Here is an 18,529-nt window from a genome sequence, read left to right as displayed (position 1 = left end):
GATATAATGGGAAGATTAGAATGCACATAGAAAGGGGGGGAAGGCATGATTTCCGATCAGCAGCTGTCCGAACGCATGGCTGCCGGCGACCAGGAAGCTTTTGAAATGCTGGTGACGAGGTACCATGGTCCGCTGCTCAGTTATACGACCCAGAGGCTGGCCGACAGGCAAAAAGCCCAGGATATCGTTCAGGAAACGTTTATCCGGCTCATTCGGCATCTGAAGCAGCACGGCACGCTGGAACATGTTCGCTCCTGGCTTTATCGCGTCGCTCTGAATATGTGCAAGGATTATTGGAAAAGCGCATCCTACAGGTCTGAAGGTCTGGCGGGTGAGGAGATGCCGGATGCATACGACCCTGCACCCGGCGCGGAAGAACTCGTGGAAAGGCAGGAAACCTCGCTCGAGATTGCAGCATCGCTGGAAAGCCTGCCCGATATACAACAGGAAGTCATATCTCTTCGATTCTTTCATGATCTGAAGCTGCAGGAAATCGCCGACCTGGTCGACCTCCCCTTAAGTACGGTGAAAACGCATTTATATAACGGCTTGAGAAAGCTAAAGAAAACATTGTCCATGGAGCATTCCGATTTGGTACCCGTTCATCCGTCCCGAAGGACGCGGGAGACGAGTCCCCAGGAACAGGTAAGGAACCGCTCCAAGTCGGAAGAGCCGGATTCGCAGAGCAAAGTAAAAGAAAGTGAGGTGTATCTCCATGGATCATCCATTCGATAATGAATTGAGAAGACTCGAAGACGAGCTTCGCGGCCCGCTTAGACGCGCTGCTCTTCCATCGCCGTCACCGGATGAGACGGCGCAGCTCATTGCGTCTCTTCAGGGAGAGTTCAATCAGCTCAGGATTGAGCCCGAGTCCCCCAAGCTGGATTTTAATCCGCAGGTCGACCCGCCCTCATTAAAACAGATTCTCCGGAGCCAGATCCGATTGAATCAAAGATCCATTCTGCTCACGGCAGGCGCGGTATTCTGCATGTTGGTTCTGCTGATCGATCCGGAGTATCCATTGGATCAGTTTGCCGGATTGCCCGGCGGCATTTTTCCGTTGATTACCCCGCTGCTTCTGATTGTATCGATGCTGTTCAGCAGCCGAACCTGGGATAAAGGGATGCGGGCCGTGGAGACCCTGACCCCATACCCGCCGGCTCTTGTGTTGTATACCCGCCTGCTGCTTGTGACCGGTATCGTCATCGGAATGGCCTTGCTGAGTACCCTCGCGCTCGGGCTGCGATCCATCCAGGCGGAAACCTCCCGCTTTTTATTCGGACCCTTTATCCTGGAGTGGATGGGGATTCTGCTGGTGACGGGTGGTGCTGCGATGTATATGCTGTTTCGCAAAGGCATGGTCGTCTCACTGATCTCGGCCGTCCTGGTCTACGGCATGTGGATCGTGATTCAAGGACAAATCGTGGATCACGGCGTTTCGATGAGCGGCAAAATGATGACGGACATGGCTTTGCTTGTTATCGGAGTGATTCTGCTCGTCTCTTCCTACGGACGCAGCTTGAAGCTGAACGGAGCCTGGAGAATGGCCAATGATTAGGCTGGAAGGACTGGAACGACAGGCGGGTACGTACCGGCTTGAAATCGACAAAGCGGAGATTCAATCCGGCCTTAACCTCATCGTCGGGGCGAACGGCGCCGGAAAAACCACCCTGATTGAACTGCTGACCACGCTTCAGGCCCCCGATGCAGGCGAGATCCTGTACAGCGGGCGCAGGGCAGGGGATCATTTGCCGCTAATCCGCAGCCAAATCGGTTATGTCCCGGCGGATATCGAGCTGTATGGAGATATGAAGGTCGGCAAGCTGCTGACCTATATGGCAGAGTTAAAGGGCGTCTATAACCCGGAGGCCATTGACAGGCTGATGGCGGACTTTCGGCTGGAGCCTTTTCGCAAGAGCAAGGTCAAGAATTTGTCGCAAGGGGTGCAGCGGCGCATTGCCGTCGTACAGGCGCTGCTGGCTTCTCCTTCTTTTCTATTCCTCGATGAGCCGTTAAACGGCATGGACGCCGAGGAACGTAAATTCCTTATCACGTACCTGACCAAGTACGCCAGGGGCCGAATGGTGATCGTGGCCGCCCACGAGCTGAACGAATGGGAAGAGGCGGCGGATACCGTGATATGGATACACCGCGGTCGCATCCGGTATATCGGTTCACCGACCCAGTGGAAGCTGAATGTGGCGTCCAGCGTCTGGGAAGGCGAGATCGATCTGGAAGCCTTCGAGCGGATACCACAGGAGCTGCTGATTCATTTTCAAATGACGGAACATCACATGAGAGTAAGGCTGATGGGGAAAAAGCAGCCGGGGCCCGAATTTGTGGAGAAGGCGCCTACGCTGGAGGATACCTTTTTCCTACATATGAACGCCTTAGCCAGACGCGGCTGAGTATAGCTTGGACATGAAAAATCATCGCCTTCATTCGGGCGATGATTTTTGCGTTTTCATCCGTTTAAAGCCGCCTACTTGGTCGTTTTTCCGCTTTTATGCCTCCAATTATAAATCCATGAAGCAACCATCGTGGAAGGCAAAAACAAGACTTGCGTATTGTAGTGGAGCTGTTCTTCTTGAAACGACATGTTGTTGTAATACGTTTCCTGATCGACCCCCTGCCTTCGGGGATCTTCCTTTAACGCTGCAATATACCGGTACTGTACGGGAATCATGATCAGGAATGCGGCGACCAGAACGCTCGCAATAATCCACATCTCAGAACTCATACGTACACGCTCCTTTGGTTTATCGTATATGGAAAGCCATATGAATATACACTACGTATAAACCTCGGCATTGGATTCAAATATTTACCATATGAACGCCCGTCATGCCGACTTTATCTATCGAAAGCCAATCATCCGTTTCAGAACAGGGTAAGGAAGGGTAGGCACGGTGCGCGTAATTGCTGAACAGCGGCGTAACTCGTAGCATGAATGGAGGATGGAGAAGGGAGCGAGTTGAATGGGAACCGTAAGTAATCAAGGAATGGAGAAGGTGGCTTTGGTAACGGGTGCAGGCGCCGGAATCGGACGAGGGATTGCCAAGGTGCTGGCTGAAAAAGGATATCGGCTGGCGATGACCTACAATTCGAGCAAAGAAGGAATCGTGGATGTAGCGGAGGATATCGGCCATACCTACGGCAAGGAGCCGCTTATTATTCAGAGTGATCTGACCGTTCGCAGCGAAGCGGAGAATACGATACGAAAGACGATCGAGGAGTTTGGCCGGATTGATCTGTTGGTGAACAATGCGGGGATCGGCCTATATGACGAGCTAACGGAGATTGAAGAGGACGCGCTGGACATGACGGTTCATCTCGATTTTCGAGCGCCGATGCTGCTTAGCAAATATGCGGTTCGGGAGATGATCGCCCAGGGAATTCCGGGCAATATCATCTTCATCACGTCCTCCCGGGGAGAGAGAGCCTATCCCAAGGACAGCATTTACGGCGGCATGAAGGCAGCGCTTATACGTGCCGCACAATCGCTGGCGCTCGAGTGGGCTCCGCACGGCATCCGCGTAAACTGCGTGGCGCCGGGAGCAACCGTTCACAAGCCGGACCAATCGGCAGAGGACGAGCCGCTGGGCAGAAAAATCCCGCTGGGACGGCTAGGCACGCCTTCGGATATCGGGGAAGCGATTGCTTGGCTCTGCTCGGATGCAGCATCCTATATTACCGGCATTAACCTCCGCATTGATGGCGGTCTGATCTTGCCAGGCATGCCCGAGGATACATCCCCGGAAGCCGGATATGGATGGGGTAGAGTGTATAAGGAGGACAAGGAGTAAGGGAGACTTACGGGTGCATGCAGAAGAATGTATAATAAATATTCCGATAAATTTAGTGGGTTATATCTCTTTTCAAACGAGAGAAAGTATGAGAGAATGGGAGAAATTATGAAATGATCATACTTTCCATATGAAGAAAAGGGAGGAAACACCCATGTCAGAAGAACGCCAATTTTCCATTGAAACCTTAGCGGTTCATGCGGGTCAGGAGCTTGATCCGACCACATTGTCCCGCGCTGTCCCTCTGTATCAGACGACTTCCTACGGGTTCAAAGACAGCGAGCATGCGGCGAATTTGTTTGCGCTTAAAGAATTCGGCAACATCTACACGCGTATTATGAACCCGACCACGGATGTGTTTGAGAAGCGGATTGCAGCGCTCGAGGGCGGTGCCGGCGCACTGGCGACATCTTCCGGGCAGGCAGCCATCACCTTCTCCATTCTGAACATTGCGGGCGCAGGTGATGAAATTGTTTCTTCCTCGAGTTTGTATGGCGGTACTTATAATTTATTTTCCAATACGCTCGCAAAGCTGGGGATCAAGGTGCATTTCGTGGATTCCACGGATCCTGAGAATTTCCGCAAAGCGATCAATGACAAGACGAAGGCCGTGTTTGCCGAAACGATCGGCAATCCGCAGGGGAATGTGCTGGATGTGGAAGCCGTTGCGGCCATCGCGCACGAGAGCGGCATTCCGCTTATCGTCGACAATACTTTCCCTAGCCCGTATCTGCTGCGCCCGATTGAATATGGAGCGGATATCGTCGTTCATTCCGCGACCAAATTCATCGGCGGCCACGGCACTTCCATCGGCGGGGTTATTGTCGATAGCGGTAAATTCGACTGGACGGCTAATGACAAGTTCCCAGGATTGACGCAGCCGGATCCAAGCTATCACGGCGTAGTATATACAGAGGCAGTAGGCCCGATCGCTTATATCATTAAAGCGCGCGTGCAGCTGTTGCGGGATATCGGCGCATCGCTGTCCCCGTTCAATTCCTGGCTGCTCCTGCAAGGACTGGAAACGCTGCATCTCCGGGTGGAGCGCCATAGCGAGAATGCGCTGAAGGTTGCCAAGTACTTGGAGAGTCACGAGGCGGTGGAATGGGTGAGCTATGCAGGGCTGCCGAGTCACCCTTCGCATGAGCTGGCGAAGAAGTACCTGCCGAAGGGACAAGGCGCTATCCTGACCTTCGGTATCAAAGGCGGGGCAGCGGCAGGTCAGAAGGTGATCGAGAATGTGAAGCTGTTCTCTCACTTGGCCAACGTCGGGGATTCCAAGTCACTGATCATTCATCCGGCCAGCACGACACATCAGCAGCTGACGGAAGATGAGCAGCTTACGGCGGGTGTCAATCCGGAATTGCTGCGTCTGTCGATCGGGACCGAGTCTATCGATGATATCTTGTACGATCTGGGTCAAGCCATCGCGGCAAGTCAGGAGTAAAGGCTGACTGATGGATTTCAAATAAACTCAGAGCACTTTCCTGTATATGGAGGAAGGTGCTCTTTTTTTGTTGTCGCAAGGCCTACGGGGTTGTATCCATGCTGTCGAGCCATGGATGACCTGACGGAAACTGCGTCCGCAGCGCTTGGGTAAGCCATCCTGCAGCCTGTCGATCGAGGAAGGGCAGGGCCTTCCTGAAATCCCGTTCGTCTTTTTCACGGATATTCTTGCTTCCCCCTTTATACAGGAGTTGTATCTCCGGTTTCAGATAGGGGATTCCTTGGTCTGTTTTTAAGGATATATCTTCGAGTGGTCTTCGAATGGACGGTTCTCTGCGATAAATCCAGTTGTCCTGTTCGGTCTCCACCAGCATAATCTGGAATGAAAATGGGGCTTCGTCATTCCGGCTTACCCATACATCGCCAACCGAGTGCAAATATTCGCCTTCCTCCCAGAGGGATAAGGTCCCTTGATCCGCTTTGTACAGTGTCCATTCTTTGGCTAATGCTGCGTAAATGGCGGCCTGCTCTTCGCGCAGGATCAGGATATCGATATCGCCGTGTTCCCTGGTCTGCTCCCCCAAATATAAATCCAGTGCCCAGCCTCCGGCGATATACCAATGAGCAGGGATTTCAGCAAAAATTCTGACGGCATCCGATACGCTGATCGGTTCCCAATGGTCATAATCGGTTCTCATGCTCTGCGCTCCTTTTTCCGGGATGGATTCATTCCTTCATTGTATAGGTTTTATTCAGTTCTTGAAATGAGGATAAACAGAAAGGCATCCGTACCCTCGCGCAGTTATCCGGTATAAGGAGAGCAGGGTGCTTGGTTTGTTCCGTCTTGTTATTTTCAGCCGGTGTTTATTCCGTGGGCTGTATATTTCCAATTGTTTCATAATATTCTGTAAGGAGGCGTTTATCCAATTCAAGGTGAAAGGGAGTAGAAGGATAACCATGACGGAAAGGCAATGGGGAGCACGCAGTGAATTGGGAGAGCGTCGATTTGAAGATCAAGAGTTCATCGGAGTTGAAGAGATTGTGGCAAACGAGATTTCTCCCGAGACGGATCTGCTGAAGCATTTTGCAATGGCAGGAGGAGTGACCCATGAGGAGGTATTGCTGTTATTGGCATCGCCTGACGATATTGAAGAAGCCCTCAGGGTTTCCGGGATTCGGCATAGCGGCACGGACAGACCTTCCTTGACCCGACTGCTGGGGTGGAGTGACAGGAACCGAAGACTAAAAGTCATGAGCCGATCCGCAGACCCTGAATCCATTGCACGAGATATCAGCCAAGGTGCTCAGGGAATCGGGCTGATACGCGGGGAGGATGCTGTGCAGCATGGCCTGCTGCAGGAGGTTTACACGGCGTGGTTGAATTCGCGGAGCGCAGAGAAGAGCGCTCTGTTGAGGCGGAGACTTATCATGCTGTGGATGACCTATTGGGTGTCGGTGTTTCAGGCGGCGGATGGAGCTAGGTGTGCGGTCAGCTTGCTGCACGATGCCCGGCTTTCCAACACGATGGAGTTGCGTGAAGCGCAGGATGCTCAGCTGGAGTCCTTGTTCCGGGCTATGGAGCAGTGCAGCGAGGAGGGCGTAGATTGCCAATTAGAGCTCCTGGCTGTACGTCCGGCACACGCGGATGACTTCATATCGATCCATAATTTTATCGAAGAAGTGGCAGAGCAGACCCTTATGGATCAAAGACGTTTTGTGCGTATTCGTTATGGTGCGCTTCTCAGAGAAGGGATGAATCCAGCAACGGCAGCGGAAATTGCCCGTTTGGCCGATGTGATTGTATTCGATTCGGAGGGGACGGAGAATTCCGGATCGTCGGATGAGGCAGGACACAGGGTCACGGCTTTCTCCGAGATGATCCATCGAATTAAGCGAACGAAGCCGCAATTAACGCTCCGGATCAATGGGGTGGCTACCACGGATTTGCGGATGGTTTACCGACAGGGCATACACGAGGTGTGCTGTCAGTCCTCAGAGATTGCAGCCATTCGAATAACCGGTGCGAGGCTGGAGATGCGCCGCAGATGTTCGACGATTGTCGAGTGATGGAATGTGAGCGCTTAACAAAATAGGTGATGGATTAAAGAGAAGTCCTTGCGGAGAGAACGCAAGGGCTTTTTTACGTGTAGAGGTTTATATTCAATAACAGGGGACGCCAATAGGTACTCTTCAGTATTTAAAAAATGTGAAAAATATGGTTTACAAATGAGGATGAAGTGAGTATGATACTTATAAAGTTGTACGAAGGAAAATAAATTGTATAAGTTCAAAAATGATTCTCATTCTCATTTAGCATGCTGCTCCGGCGAAGCCGGGGCAGCATGTGTCATTTTAAGGGTAGTAATAATGGATCTCATTCTCAACTAGGAAGGTGATTGGTTATGCAATGGATACAAAGTCAAACGACGACTGGACACATATCGACAATAGAAAATGGAGCCGATCCTCGTGAGCCGCGGCAGCCTGGGAAGTGGGATATACGCAGTCTGCTGAGCAACGCGGAGGTCGTGGCTGCGCTGGGCAGCGGCCTGCTGATGCTGGTGGCTTGGCTGACCAGCCAATGGTCTGAGCCGCTCTCCGTTGTGTTGTATGTGATATCCTATGCCGTCGGCGGATGGGTGAAAGCGAAAGAAGGTGTGGAGACCCTTCTGAAGGAGCGCGATCTGGATGTGAATCTGCTGATGATTGCTGCCGCTATGGGAGCTGCAGCGATCGGGTACTGGAATGAAGGCGCGATGCTGATCTTCATCTTTGCCCTCAGCGGCGCGCTTGAGAGTTATACCATGGAGAGAAGCCGCAAGGATATCTCGTCCTTGATGGAGCTGCAGCCGGAAACGGCCCTTCGCATTGAGAAGGGAGAGATGGTATCGGTATCCATCAACAAGCTGGAGATCGGCGATCTGATTCTGGTAAAGCCGGGCGAGCTTATTCCGGCAGACGGCAAAATTTATCGCGGCAGCTCCTCCGTCAACCAGGCTTCGATTACCGGGGAATCCGTACCGGTCGATAAGTCCGTAGGCGATGAGGTGTTCACAGGCACCTTAAACGGGGAAGGCGTATTGTACATTGAGGTTACCCAGTCGGCGGAATCCACGTTGTTTGCCAAGATTATCAAGCTGGTGGAAGAAGCGGAGAACGAAGTACCGGAATCGCAGCGGTTCATCAAGCGGTTCGAATCGATTTATGCCCGTGTCGTTGTCATTGCGACCGTGGCCCTGATCGTTCTGGCTACTCCCGTCCTGGGATGGGATTGGGATACGACCTTCTATAAAGCGATGGTGTTTCTCGTAGTAGCCTCCCCTTGTGCGCTAGTATCCTCCATCATGCCTGCGATGCTGTCGGCAATTTCTAATCGCGCCAGAAAAGGCGTATTGTTCAAAGGCGGCGCCCATATCGAGAATATGGCACGCACGGCGGTTGTCGCTTTTGATAAGACAGGTACCTTGACGCTCGGTGCGCCAGTGGTTACGGATTTTATCGCAGGCGAAGGCTGGGATCGGCATGAACTGCTCGGCATCAGTGCTTCTATCGAAAGAATGTCGAAGCATCCTCTTGCCTTAGCGATTGTCCAATCGGCTGAGAAAGAGGGGGCCGAGCTGCAGCAGGTAGAGAACGGACAGTCCATAACTGGATGGGGTATGCAGGCGGAAGTGGAAGGAATCACTTGGAAAATAGGAAAAAGCGATATCTTGGATCAGCCGACTATAGATCAGCATTCCGGTGCAGCTTCCGCGCAAAAGGAGGTGAGCGCGCTTGAAGAGAATCGCCAGCACTGGCTGTCCATCCGGAACATGCTGGAATCCGAAGGCAAGACGGTTTCCGTGATCCTGAAGGGAGACTGTATCGCGGGCATGATCGCTCTGCAGGATGCGGTCCGGCCTCAAGCGGCAATGGCTGTTAAGCGGCTGCAGCAGTTGGGCATCAAGGTAGCGATGCTGACGGGGGACCGCAAGGCGACGGCGGACGTGATTGCGAAGCAGAGCGGCGTAGACATGGTGTTCTCCGATTTGCTGCCGGAAGATAAAGTTACACATATTAAGGAGCTTCGGGCCCGTTACGGCCATGTGGTCATGGTTGGGGACGGAGTGAACGATGCACCGGCACTGGCTACCGCGACCGTGGGCATCGGCATGGGCGTTTCGGGAAGCGGAACGGCGCTGGAGGTAGCGGATGCGGTGCTGATGAATGACAATATCGATGAAATTGCCGGCACCGTCAAGGTGGCACGCCGGGTTCAGCGTATCGTGAAGCAAAATATGATCTTTGCCATCACCGTGATTTTGACGCTGATTGCAGCTAATTTCATTCAAGGCGTTGCGCTGCCGCTGGGTGTCATCGGTCACGAAGGAAGCACCATTCTGGTGATACTGAACGGGCTTCGTCTGCTGCGCACTAACCGTTAAATCGAATCTGTATCTTGTGTTAAAAGTCCCCTTCTTTTCATTCGTGAGAAGAGGGGATTCCTTTGTTAGTGGCGAAATATACAGGCTGCTTAAATAGAGGAAGATGAGAGGTGATAGCCATATGGCATCCTTTTACGACGCTCCGAGGGGCGAGGCTTATTATTGGCTGATTGACTATGCGATGGAGCGATCAGCCGTATTCATGCTGGCAAGGCGTGGGAAGTTCAGACTCATGGAGGAAGCCGAGCGCGTGTTTTCGCTGCTTGAGCCTTATCTGATCGAAGAGCGTTCGATTAGTGAAGAGGAAATCCTGAAGCGATCCAACGAGGAGCCACCAAGCCGGTACAATGGGATCGAGTACGGAGCAGGGACTTATTATACATATCGATGCTGTGATGAAGCTGCCCGTGTGCTGAAGCAGGCTGCGGATGATCTGTTTGCCTGGCAGCATTCCCTTTTACCGGAAGATTTAAACTTTTATGATAGCAACGGACAGGACTTCCTCTATAATGTGGCTCATGAAAGAATGGGAGGACTTCAGATTGACAAAGAAGAAGCCGCGAGAATATCGGCCATGGTTCCGGGTTTGTTTCTAAGTCGGCCTGAACATAAGCAGTTTGAAGCATTCTGGCAGGATGTATTGTTTCACAAGCCTCGGAAACTTGAAATATTCGGGTTTGGCATCAAAGAAATTCCCGAGAGCATTGGAGAGTTAAAGGGACTGAAGGAACTTATGATCCACGAAAGTTATATCACCAGACTACCTGCTGCCCTGTTCAGTCTAACGGAATTAGAAGATTTGACAGTCTATACGGAGGATTTGATGGATATTCCATCGGAGATCGGTCAGCTTACCAAGTTAAAACGCTTGAATATCGCATGCGGGAGTTATCATGGACCTACGAATGATATTATCAGGAGAGAGGAAGTTTCGCTGACAAAGGTACCGTCCGAGATCGGCCGGTTGAAGTTGTTGGAAGTACTCAGCATTAATTATACCGGCTTGAAGGAGCTGCCAGTGGAGATGGGACAGCTGCAAAATCTAAGGTTCCTGGATTTAAGTCGAAACCAACTCTTGAGCGAGCCGGAATTCATAAAGGATTTGCCCGAACTTCCATATGTAAATCTGTCGGATAACCGGTATAATTCAAGTCCTCAGGATCAGCGCAGGATCGATTATATTGAATAATCGGACGGATCTGAAGCAATGATGCCTTAACCAAGAATCCCCCTGACTTCGCATGGCGAGTGCAGGGGGATTTTTGTAGTTGCCGAGTTTCGCCCTCAATGGCCGTGGCCGATCTCGATTTCTCCCAAGCTCTTCGCTGCTAGGCTCGACATGCAAGGACTCGCTGCCAAGGGTTGTCCTTTTTTTCATCAAACATTCATCTTCCTTTCGTTAAAAGAGCGGGGGAGTCTTGGGGTGCCGTTAGATTCATATAACCCTCTCTCTGCGTACGATTGTTTGCGAAGTAAACGTTTCCAGGCCGAAAAGATCGCCGCCTTCTTGGGGGAAAGAAGTCCATTTCCCCAAAATATTGGATTACTTTTCGATTTATGAAGAATGGATTAACAATATTTTGGAATGGGGTGTGATGTGACATATTGACAGACGGCTCCGATATAACCATAATTAATATTAATTTATAATGATTATAATTAAGCGTTCCATATATAGGAGGGAAACGATATGTACAAATCCGTTATTATAGGCACAGGCCCTGCCGGCCTTACGGCTGCAATCTATTTGGCTCGCGCCAACTTGAGCCCGCTCGTCATTGAAGGTCCGCAACCTGGCGGACAGCTGACCACCACAACCGAAGTTGAGAATTTTCCGGGTTTTCCCGAAGGCATCATGGGTCCTGAACTGATGGACAATATGCGTCAGCAGGCTGAACGTTTTGGCGCAGAATTTCGTACAGGCTGGGTGAACAGCGTGGAATTCGGAGAGCGTCCGTTCAAGCTGGACGTAGACGGTATGGGCGAGGTAATTGCCGAAACGTTGATTATCTCTACGGGCGCAACGGCCAAATATCTCGGCATTCCTGGAGAACAGGATAATGTAGGACGCGGCGTAAGTACCTGCGCAACATGCGACGGATTCTTCTTCCGCGGCAAAGAGATCGTTGTTGTCGGCGGCGGCGATTCCGCGCTGGAGGAAGCAAACTTCCTGACCCGCTTTGCATCCAAAGTAACACTGGTACACCGTCGGGAGGAGCTTCGTGCATCGAAAATCATGCAGGACCGCGCCCGAGCTAACGAGAAAATCGAATGGGCCCTGAACCGCACGCCGCAGGAAGTCATCGCGGACGAGACAGGCGTCAAAGGGATCAAAGTGCTCAATAATGAAACTGGCGAAGAGGAGACGATTACAGTCAGCGGCGTATTCGTGGCCATCGGTCATCATCCGAACACCGGTTTCCTCGGCGGAAACATTACGACGGATCCGAACGGTTATATCGTAACGACCCCGGGAACATCCGAGACGAATATCCAAGGCGTATTTGCTTGCGGCGACGTGCAGGATACCCGTTACAGACAAGCGATCACCGCGGCAGGAAGCGGCTGTATGGCAGCTATGGATGCGGAGAAATATATCGAGAGCTTGGAACACAACGCTGTTGTGTTGTAAACTGATAGATAGAGATCGAACGGGCTTTAAGCAGAGCCTAATCATGAGTAGAGGAGACTGATCAACCATGGAAAATGTGATTGTATATACTTCAAATAACTGCCCGCACTGCAAACAAGTAAAAGGCTTCTTGTCCGATCAAGGCATCGAATTTGAAGAGCGAAACATCGAGCAAAACGACGAATTCGCGCAGCAAGTATGGGATATGGGCGTTCGCGCAGTACCGCTCACGATCATCGGCGAGCACCGCATTCTTGGCATGAATAAGCTCCAGTTCAACAAAGCGTTGAACCCCGAAGCTTAATCTAATCAGCATGATGGCAAGCCAATTGCTTGCATATGATAAAAAGCTCCTTCACCGATTTTTCGGGAAGGAGCTTTTTTGTTTGCCGAGATATGCTGCCAAACGTACGCTCAGATCGTGTTCACTTGCTAAAAAACAGACTCATGATGATCTGGAATACGACGTAAGCTGCCACGCCGGAGCCGATGAGAATGAAGCCGGCTTTTTTCTTGCCTTGAAAAAAACGCATGATGGCGAGACTGAACAAAGGTGCGATAACTAGGAGAAACAGCAATACGGTCACAAACATTTCCGGCGATATTTCCGCAGTGCTTACATAGGTCATTTGAGCGTTTCCTCTCCCTTTAGTATAACGATCACACGGCATCTCCATGAGGAGAACCGTGATTTAAATTACAGGACGAGATTAATTATAGCGGAAAATCGCGGGATTTTCCTTAATATGCAGGATGTTAATTACGACAAAATATCGTCAATTTTAATGAATCGGCATGGAGACTCGTATCGGCCCCAGAAACTGCGAGATGGCGGAGTAAGCCGCGCCGATCAGGGTGGAGCGGCTGCCCAGCTCGGCAAACCGGATCTCCATCAGCTCACGATGGTAAGGAAGCGTGCGCTGGGCTACGACCTGTCGCAGCGTATCCTCAATCCAGGCCCGTGCGTCGGACAGCGGACCGCCGATAATGACCGATTGCGGATTGAATCCGTTGACAAGATTGGTAATGCCGACGCCGAGATAACGTCCAAGCTCTTCAAAATGCCGGATGGTCTCCTCATGGCCACGCGCTGCATGGTGAATCAGCTCGGATGTCCGCCTGGACGGGAGAGCGGCACCCTTGCTGTCGTAAGATTTCTCCGAGGCATACAGCTCCCAGCAGCCGCGGTTGCCGCAGGTGCATTCCAGTCCATCGGCTTCGATGGACATATGGCCGCTCTCGCCAGCGTATCCGCGGGCTCCCTTATAGAGCTCGCCATTAATGATAATGCCGGAACCGATACCGCTGCCGGCACTGATATAGAGAAGATGGCGGGCGTCCCGGCCAGCTCCGAAGCGCAGCTCGCCCTGGGCACCCGCGTTTGCTTCATTGTCGATGGTTACAGGAAGTCCCAGCTCCTGCTCGAGCTGCTTCTGCAGCGGCACCATGTCCCATCCCAGGTTGGGAGCGAAGAGGACGGTGCCGTCACCGTCCACCATCCCAGGGACGCCTACGCCAATCCCGATGATCCCATACGGGGAGGGAGGGGCCTGCCGCATCAGGCCATGAATCAGACCAACCATCAGCCGCGTCACCGACTCCACGTCATGTCCTCCAAGGGCGGTATCTTCTTCGGCAAGGATCTTGCCTTCCAGATCTGTAAGCACGGCGGTCATTTGCTTGACGCGCGGCTCCACGCCGACGGCATAACCGGCTTGTCCGTTAAACAGCAGCAGCTGGGGTTTCCTGCCGCCGCTGGATTCGCCGGGTCCGATCTCCTGGACCAGGTGGTTGCTGCACAGCTCCTGTACGAGATTGGAGACGGTGGCCTTGTTCAGTCCGGTTAGCTTGGAGACTTTCGCTCGGGAGACAGGGGCGTACTGACGTATCGTATCGAGGATAATCGAAGTATTTATTTTTTTGACCAGAGCCTGGTCACCGGTAATATTCGCCATGTGTATTCATCCTTTTAGTCTTGCTTCCTGATCATGATAAGTTTCGGAGACTTGATATGCTCATAGTCTAGGGGCAAAGCCCGGAAATTGCAACAGCCCGTAACGCTGCCCGGGTGCGCGTTAATCTTTTGTCCGGGGGTTTCCATCGTCATAACATTTAAATATGAATTTGCAGGAAATCTAGGCAGTGAGCCAAACAGAGATGTGTTGATTTTTGTAGAAATAATCCTAACAGCAGGTGTCACCGATTTTGAAAAAGTTGTAAGGCAATAACTTTGTTTAACCAATAGACAAAGTAGAAATCCTGTGTTAGGATAACCTTGTAAGCGTTAACCACACCTTAACAAGGTATAGGAGGATTTATTCATGGCCTATTTTAACAACATTAGCAAAGTCGAGTACGAAGGCAGCCAATCAACCAACCCTTATGCTTTTAAATTTTATAATCCGACAGAAGTAGTGGCCGGCAAAACGATGGAAGAGCATCTCCGTTTCGCCATGGCTTACTGGCATACATTGACTGCAGGCGGTTCGGATCCGTTCGGCGCTGACACTGCGGTTCGCCCTTGGGGCAACTACTCCGGCATGGACCTCGCCAAAGCACGCGTTGAGGCAGGCTTTGAGTTCATGGAGAAAATGAATCTTCCGTATTTCTGCTTCCACGATGTGGACATTGCGCCTGAGGGCAGCAGCCTGCGCGAGTTCTACAGCAACATCGATACGATCGTGGATTCGATTGAAGACCACATGAAATCCACAGGCAAGAAATTGCTCTGGAACACGGCGAACATGTTCACGAACCCACGCTTCATGCATGGTGCGGGCACTACATGCAACGCGGACGTATACGCTCATGCGGCAGCACAAGTGAAGAAAGGCCTTGAAGTCGGCAAACGCCTCGGCGCAGAGAACTACGTGTTCTGGGGAGGCCGCGAAGGTTATGAGACCCTGCTCAACACGGATATGGGCCTTGAACTGGATAACCTGGCGCGTCTGTTCCATATGGCGGTGGATTATGCGAAAGAAATCGGCTTTGATGCCCAATTCCTGATCGAGCCTAAACCGAAGGAGCCAACCAAGCACCAATATGACTTTGATGCGGCTACAACAATTGCATTCCTGCAGAAATACGGTCTCGACAAGCACTTTAAATTGAATCTCGAAGCCAACCATGCCACGCTGGCTGGTCATACCTTCGAACATGAGCTTCGCGTAGCACGCATCAACGGCATGCTCGGTTCCCTCGATGCGAACCAAGGCGATATGCTCATCGGATGGGATACGGACGAATTCCCGGTTAACATCTATGACGCGACATTGACGCTCTACGAAGTGCTGATGAACGGCGGCCTCGGCCGCGGCGGCGTGAACTTCGATGCGAAGGTTCGCCGTCCGTCCTTCGAGCCGGAAGATCTGTTCCATGCGCACATCGCGGGTATGGACACTTACGCAAAAGGCTTGAAAGTGGCAGCGAAGCTGATCGAAGACCGCGTATTCGAGGACTTCATCGCGAAGCGCTACAGCAGCTTTAACGAAGGCATTGGCGCAGACGTCGTATCCGGCAAGGCTACACTGGCTTCCCTTGCAGAGTACGCGCTGAACAACGAGTCCCCGCGCAAGAACGAATCCGGACGTCAAGAAATGCTGAAAGCGATTCTGAATCAGTACATTCTTGCAAATTAATCGATACTCTCTTTAGCGCTTGTACCATGAAATCCAAACCTTCACCGGCTCCCTCCAAGGAAGCCGGTGTACTTATTTCAATCAGGAAACTATAGCGAGCTATGGTCGACAGCCATCCAAGCATACCTTGGATCACGCATCGTGCGGCCGGGGGAAGTGCCAACGATGTTTTCATGTTCGGTTCATGAGGAGACGAAGGAGGATATAGATGAGTTACGTTATCGGAGTTGATTTGGGGACCAGTGCTGTGAAGACCGTGCTGGTGGACCCAAGCGGCAAGGTTGTCGCCGAGCATTCGGAGTCGTATCCGCTGAGCCAGCCGAAACCGGGTTACAGCGAGCAGCGACCGGAGGATTGGGTCGACAAAACGGTATTGTCGTTACGGGAATTAATGAGCAGAAACAACATTGACCCATCCGAGGTTGAGGGGTTAAGCTTCTCAGGCCAGATGCATGGTCTGGTCTTGGTAGACGGTGAGGGTGCAGTGCTGCGGCCGGCCATCCTGTGGAATGACACGCGCACAACGGCGCAATGCCGTCGTATCGAGGAGACCCTGCAGGAGAAGCTGCTAGGGATTGCACGCAATCGCGCGCTGGAAGGTTTCACCCTGCCCAAGATTCTATGGGTGCAGGAGTTTGAACCGGAGCTGCTCGAACAGGCTGCCTTGTTCCTGCTGCCTAAGGATTATGTACGTTTCCGCCTGACCGGGCAATACGCAATGGACTATTCCGATGCAGCCGGAACGCTGCTGCTGGATGTGGCGGGCAAGTCTTGGAGCACCGACATTTTGGATGCCTTCCAGTTGCCGCACACCCTATGCCCACCGCTGGTCGAATCCTTCGAGCAGTGCGGCACCTTGCTCCCTGAGATCGCCGAGCAAGCCGCTCTGCTGCCAAATACGAAGGTATTTGCTGGCGGTGCGGACAACGCCTGCGGCGCCATCGGCGCAGGCATTCTCGAAGAAGGACAGACGATGTGCAGCATTGGTACATCGGGCGTGGTACTCTCCTATGAGGAGCGTCGCGAGGTGGATTTTGAAGGGAAGGTCCATTTCTTTAATCATAGCGAGAAAGATGCTTACTATATCATGGGCGTGACCCTGGCTGCGGGATACAGCCTGACCTGGTTCAAGGATACCTTTGCGCCGGATGTCTCCTTTGACGCGCTGTTAAGCGATATCGGAAGCATCCCGGCTGGCAGCGGAGGGCTGCTGTTCACGCCGTATATCGTCGGTGAACGCACGCCGCATCCGGATGCTACCATTCGCGGCAGCTTTATCGGAATGGATGCGGGACATAAGCTGCCTCACTTTGCACGTTCGGTACTTGAGGGGATCACGTTCTCTCTCCGTGAATCCATCGATATCCTTCGTTCATCCGGCAAGCGGATCGACCGCGTCATTTCCATCGGGGGCGGCGCCAAGAACGAAACGTGGCTGCAAATGCAGGCGGACGTGTTCAACGCTGAAATCGTGAAGCTGGAAAGCGAACAGGGCCCGGCTATGGGAGCGGCGATGCTCGCAGCCTACGGCTGCGGCTGGTTCCCAAGCCTTCAGGACTGCGCGAAGGCGTTTTTGCGGCCGGCACGCTCGTATTCTCCCAATCCGCAGGCGGTTCAAGCTTATGACCAATTGTTTGGACTCTATCAAAGCGTATACGGAGCAACGCGTGAACTTGGCGCAGAGCTGTCCGGATTCCGGGGATAACCCTATAGAAGAGCAGGTCGGGAATACAGGTTTCCCGGCCTGCTTTTTTTGCGTGAACGCTGTGGACCGCATATACTTGAAGCAGGTTGAAGTTGCAGCATATGCGATTTAGGAACGTGCCGGAAGTGTAAATAGAAATGGGGGGAAGACAATGAAATTGACAGCTGAGCTCAAACGCGAGAAAATCGTTGCCATCGTGCGAGGCATTACGAGAGAACAGGCCGACTTCGTAGGAGAAGGGTTGACCCAAGGCGGAATTCGGTTCATGGAAGTGACCATGAATACGAAAGGCGCTTTACATATGATCCAGGATTGGCGTGCTCGGTATGACGGCGCTGTATATATAGGCGCGGGAACCGTGCTTGATGTGGAGATGGCGAAGGAGGCGGTCTCCGCCGGAGCGCAATTTCTGATCTCGCCAAACACGGATCTTTCCGTCATCGAATATGCTTTGGAGCAAGGAATTGATGTATGGCCTGGGGCGATGACGCCTACGGAGATCGTTGCGGCGTACGCAGCCGGCGCCGAGATCGTGAAGCTGTTTCCCATGGCCAGCCTGGGCTTGTCATTTATCCGGGAGCTTCAGGGCCCGCTGAATCACATTCCGCTGCTTGCCACGGGCGGCGTTACGCTGGATAATCTTGCGGATTATTTTAATGCAGGTGCAGTTGCGGTTGGTTTAGGCAGCGCGCTGCTCCCGAAGGATGCGCTCGCGTCCGGAAATATGGAGGAGATCAGGCGTCGTACCGCGGCTTTTGTTGAAGCTGCGCAGCTTGGTTAGGGTGGTGATCCATAGGGTATTCCCATTTGTAAGAAGCGGATCGAAATAGTTACACTTTGTTCATCCTTAATCATGTTGGTTATGTTTTGGAAGCTTA

17 protein-coding genes are annotated in these 18,529 nt (G+C 52.2%); 13 read left to right on the top strand and 4 right to left on the bottom strand.

The annotated features are described in order from the left end of the window. The first annotated feature begins 45 nt into the window (after nt 1-45). Genes AC0VZ8_RS29475 through AC0VZ8_RS29465 form a run of 3 tightly spaced genes read left to right on the top strand, consistent with a single transcriptional unit; the run spans nt 46 to nt 2,408 of the window. Nucleotides 46-735, top strand: coding sequence for an RNA polymerase sigma factor (locus AC0VZ8_RS29475; RefSeq protein ID WP_113059518.1), 690 nt, complete (start codon nt 46-48; stop codon nt 733-735). Further along, nucleotides 716-1,558, top strand: coding sequence for a hypothetical protein (locus tag AC0VZ8_RS29470; protein ID WP_071219647.1), 843 nt, complete (start codon nt 716-718; stop codon nt 1,556-1,558). The genes AC0VZ8_RS29475 and AC0VZ8_RS29470 overlap by 20 nt, the downstream gene beginning before the upstream one ends. Next, nucleotides 1,551-2,408 (top strand): ATP-binding cassette domain-containing protein, encoded by an 858-nt coding sequence (locus tag AC0VZ8_RS29465; protein WP_071219646.1) that lies wholly within the window; start codon nt 1,551-1,553, stop codon nt 2,406-2,408. Before AC0VZ8_RS29470 ends, AC0VZ8_RS29465 begins: the two co-directional genes overlap by 8 nt. Nucleotides 2,409-2,482: 74 nt before the next feature. Here the strand turns inward: AC0VZ8_RS29465 and AC0VZ8_RS29460 are convergent, their stop codons facing one another. Further along, complete coding sequence (locus AC0VZ8_RS29460; RefSeq protein ID WP_119846358.1) at nt 2,483-2,740, bottom strand: DUF3949 domain-containing protein; 258 nt, start codon at nt 2,738-2,740, stop codon at nt 2,483-2,485. Nucleotides 2,741-2,978: 238 nt separating this feature from the next. Between AC0VZ8_RS29460 and AC0VZ8_RS29455 the strand changes: the two genes are divergently transcribed. After that, nucleotides 2,979-3,806: an SDR family NAD(P)-dependent oxidoreductase gene (locus AC0VZ8_RS29455; RefSeq protein WP_475485251.1), complete on the top strand. Its 828-nt coding sequence runs from the start codon at nt 2,979-2,981 to the stop codon at nt 3,804-3,806. 154 nt (nt 3,807-3,960) lie between these two features. Then, nucleotides 3,961-5,253, top strand: a complete 1,293-nt coding sequence (locus tag AC0VZ8_RS29450; protein ID WP_071219642.1) for a homocysteine synthase — start codon at nt 3,961-3,963, stop codon at nt 5,251-5,253. An 82-nt stretch (nt 5,254-5,335) separates the two neighbouring features. On the opposite strand, the gene AC0VZ8_RS29445 is transcribed toward AC0VZ8_RS29450, so the two are convergent. After that, nucleotides 5,336-5,950 carry a nucleotidyltransferase domain-containing protein gene (locus tag AC0VZ8_RS29445; RefSeq protein ID WP_475485250.1) on the bottom strand — a complete coding sequence of 205 codons (615 nt, stop codon included), beginning with the start codon at nt 5,948-5,950 and terminating at the stop codon, nt 5,336-5,338. Nucleotides 5,951-6,209: 259 nt separating this feature from the next. On the opposite strand from AC0VZ8_RS29445, the gene AC0VZ8_RS29440 reads away from it, so the two are divergent. The 5 genes from AC0VZ8_RS29440 (at nt 6,210) to AC0VZ8_RS29420 (ending at nt 12,612) form a co-directional block, all read left to right on the top strand. Next, nucleotides 6,210-7,319 carry a PEP-utilizing enzyme, TIM barrel domain protein gene (locus AC0VZ8_RS29440; protein ID WP_475485249.1) on the top strand — a complete coding sequence of 370 codons (1,110 nt, stop codon included), beginning with the start codon at nt 6,210-6,212 and terminating at the stop codon, nt 7,317-7,319. 335 nt (nt 7,320-7,654) lie between these two features. Beyond that, nucleotides 7,655-9,676, top strand: a complete 2,022-nt coding sequence (locus tag AC0VZ8_RS29435; RefSeq protein ID WP_475485248.1) for a heavy metal translocating P-type ATPase — start codon at nt 7,655-7,657, stop codon at nt 9,674-9,676. A 121-nt stretch (nt 9,677-9,797) separates the two neighbouring features. Next, complete coding sequence (locus AC0VZ8_RS29430) at nt 9,798-10,865, top strand: leucine-rich repeat domain-containing protein (protein WP_475485247.1); 1,068 nt, start codon at nt 9,798-9,800, stop codon at nt 10,863-10,865. A gap of 501 nt (nt 10,866-11,366) precedes the next feature. Next, on the top strand, nt 11,367-12,308 hold the full coding sequence (trxB, locus tag AC0VZ8_RS29425; RefSeq protein WP_475485246.1) for a thioredoxin-disulfide reductase: 942 nt from the start codon (nt 11,367-11,369) through the stop codon (nt 12,306-12,308). 67 nt (nt 12,309-12,375) lie between these two features. Next, nucleotides 12,376-12,612, top strand: a complete 237-nt coding sequence (locus tag AC0VZ8_RS29420) for a glutaredoxin family protein (RefSeq protein WP_006212730.1) — start codon at nt 12,376-12,378, stop codon at nt 12,610-12,612. 121 nt (nt 12,613-12,733) lie between these two features. On the opposite strand, the gene AC0VZ8_RS29415 is transcribed toward AC0VZ8_RS29420, so the two are convergent. Next, entirely contained in the window at nt 12,734-12,937 is a 204-nt protein-coding gene (locus AC0VZ8_RS29415) for a hypothetical protein (protein ID WP_071219636.1), read from the bottom strand. A gap of 153 nt (nt 12,938-13,090) precedes the next feature. Next, nucleotides 13,091-14,263, bottom strand: coding sequence for an ROK family protein (locus AC0VZ8_RS29410; protein WP_475485245.1), 1,173 nt, complete (start codon nt 14,261-14,263; stop codon nt 13,091-13,093). Between the two features lie 366 nt (nt 14,264-14,629). Between AC0VZ8_RS29410 and xylA the strand changes: the two genes are divergently transcribed. The 3 genes from xylA to AC0VZ8_RS29395 all read left to right on the top strand — a co-directional run bounded on the left by xylA (nt 14,630) and on the right by AC0VZ8_RS29395 (nt 18,432). Continuing rightward, nucleotides 14,630-15,946 (top strand): xylose isomerase, encoded by a 1,317-nt coding sequence (xylA, locus tag AC0VZ8_RS29405; RefSeq protein WP_071219634.1) that lies wholly within the window; start codon nt 14,630-14,632, stop codon nt 15,944-15,946. A 208-nt stretch (nt 15,947-16,154) separates the two neighbouring features. Beyond that, entirely contained in the window at nt 16,155-17,651 is a 1,497-nt protein-coding gene (xylB, locus tag AC0VZ8_RS29400; protein ID WP_475485244.1) for a xylulokinase, read from the top strand. A gap of 151 nt (nt 17,652-17,802) precedes the next feature. Continuing rightward, the gene (locus tag AC0VZ8_RS29395; protein WP_260068245.1) at nt 17,803-18,432 is read left to right on the top strand and encodes a bifunctional 4-hydroxy-2-oxoglutarate aldolase/2-dehydro-3-deoxy-phosphogluconate aldolase; all 630 of its coding nucleotides are present in this window, start codon (nt 17,803-17,805) and stop codon (nt 18,430-18,432) included. Nucleotides 18,433-18,529: the final 97 nt, after the last annotated feature.

Source organism: Paenibacillus sp. QJM3NY_38 (assembly GCF_056173265.1).
This window is presented reverse-complemented; position numbering and strand designations above follow the sequence as displayed.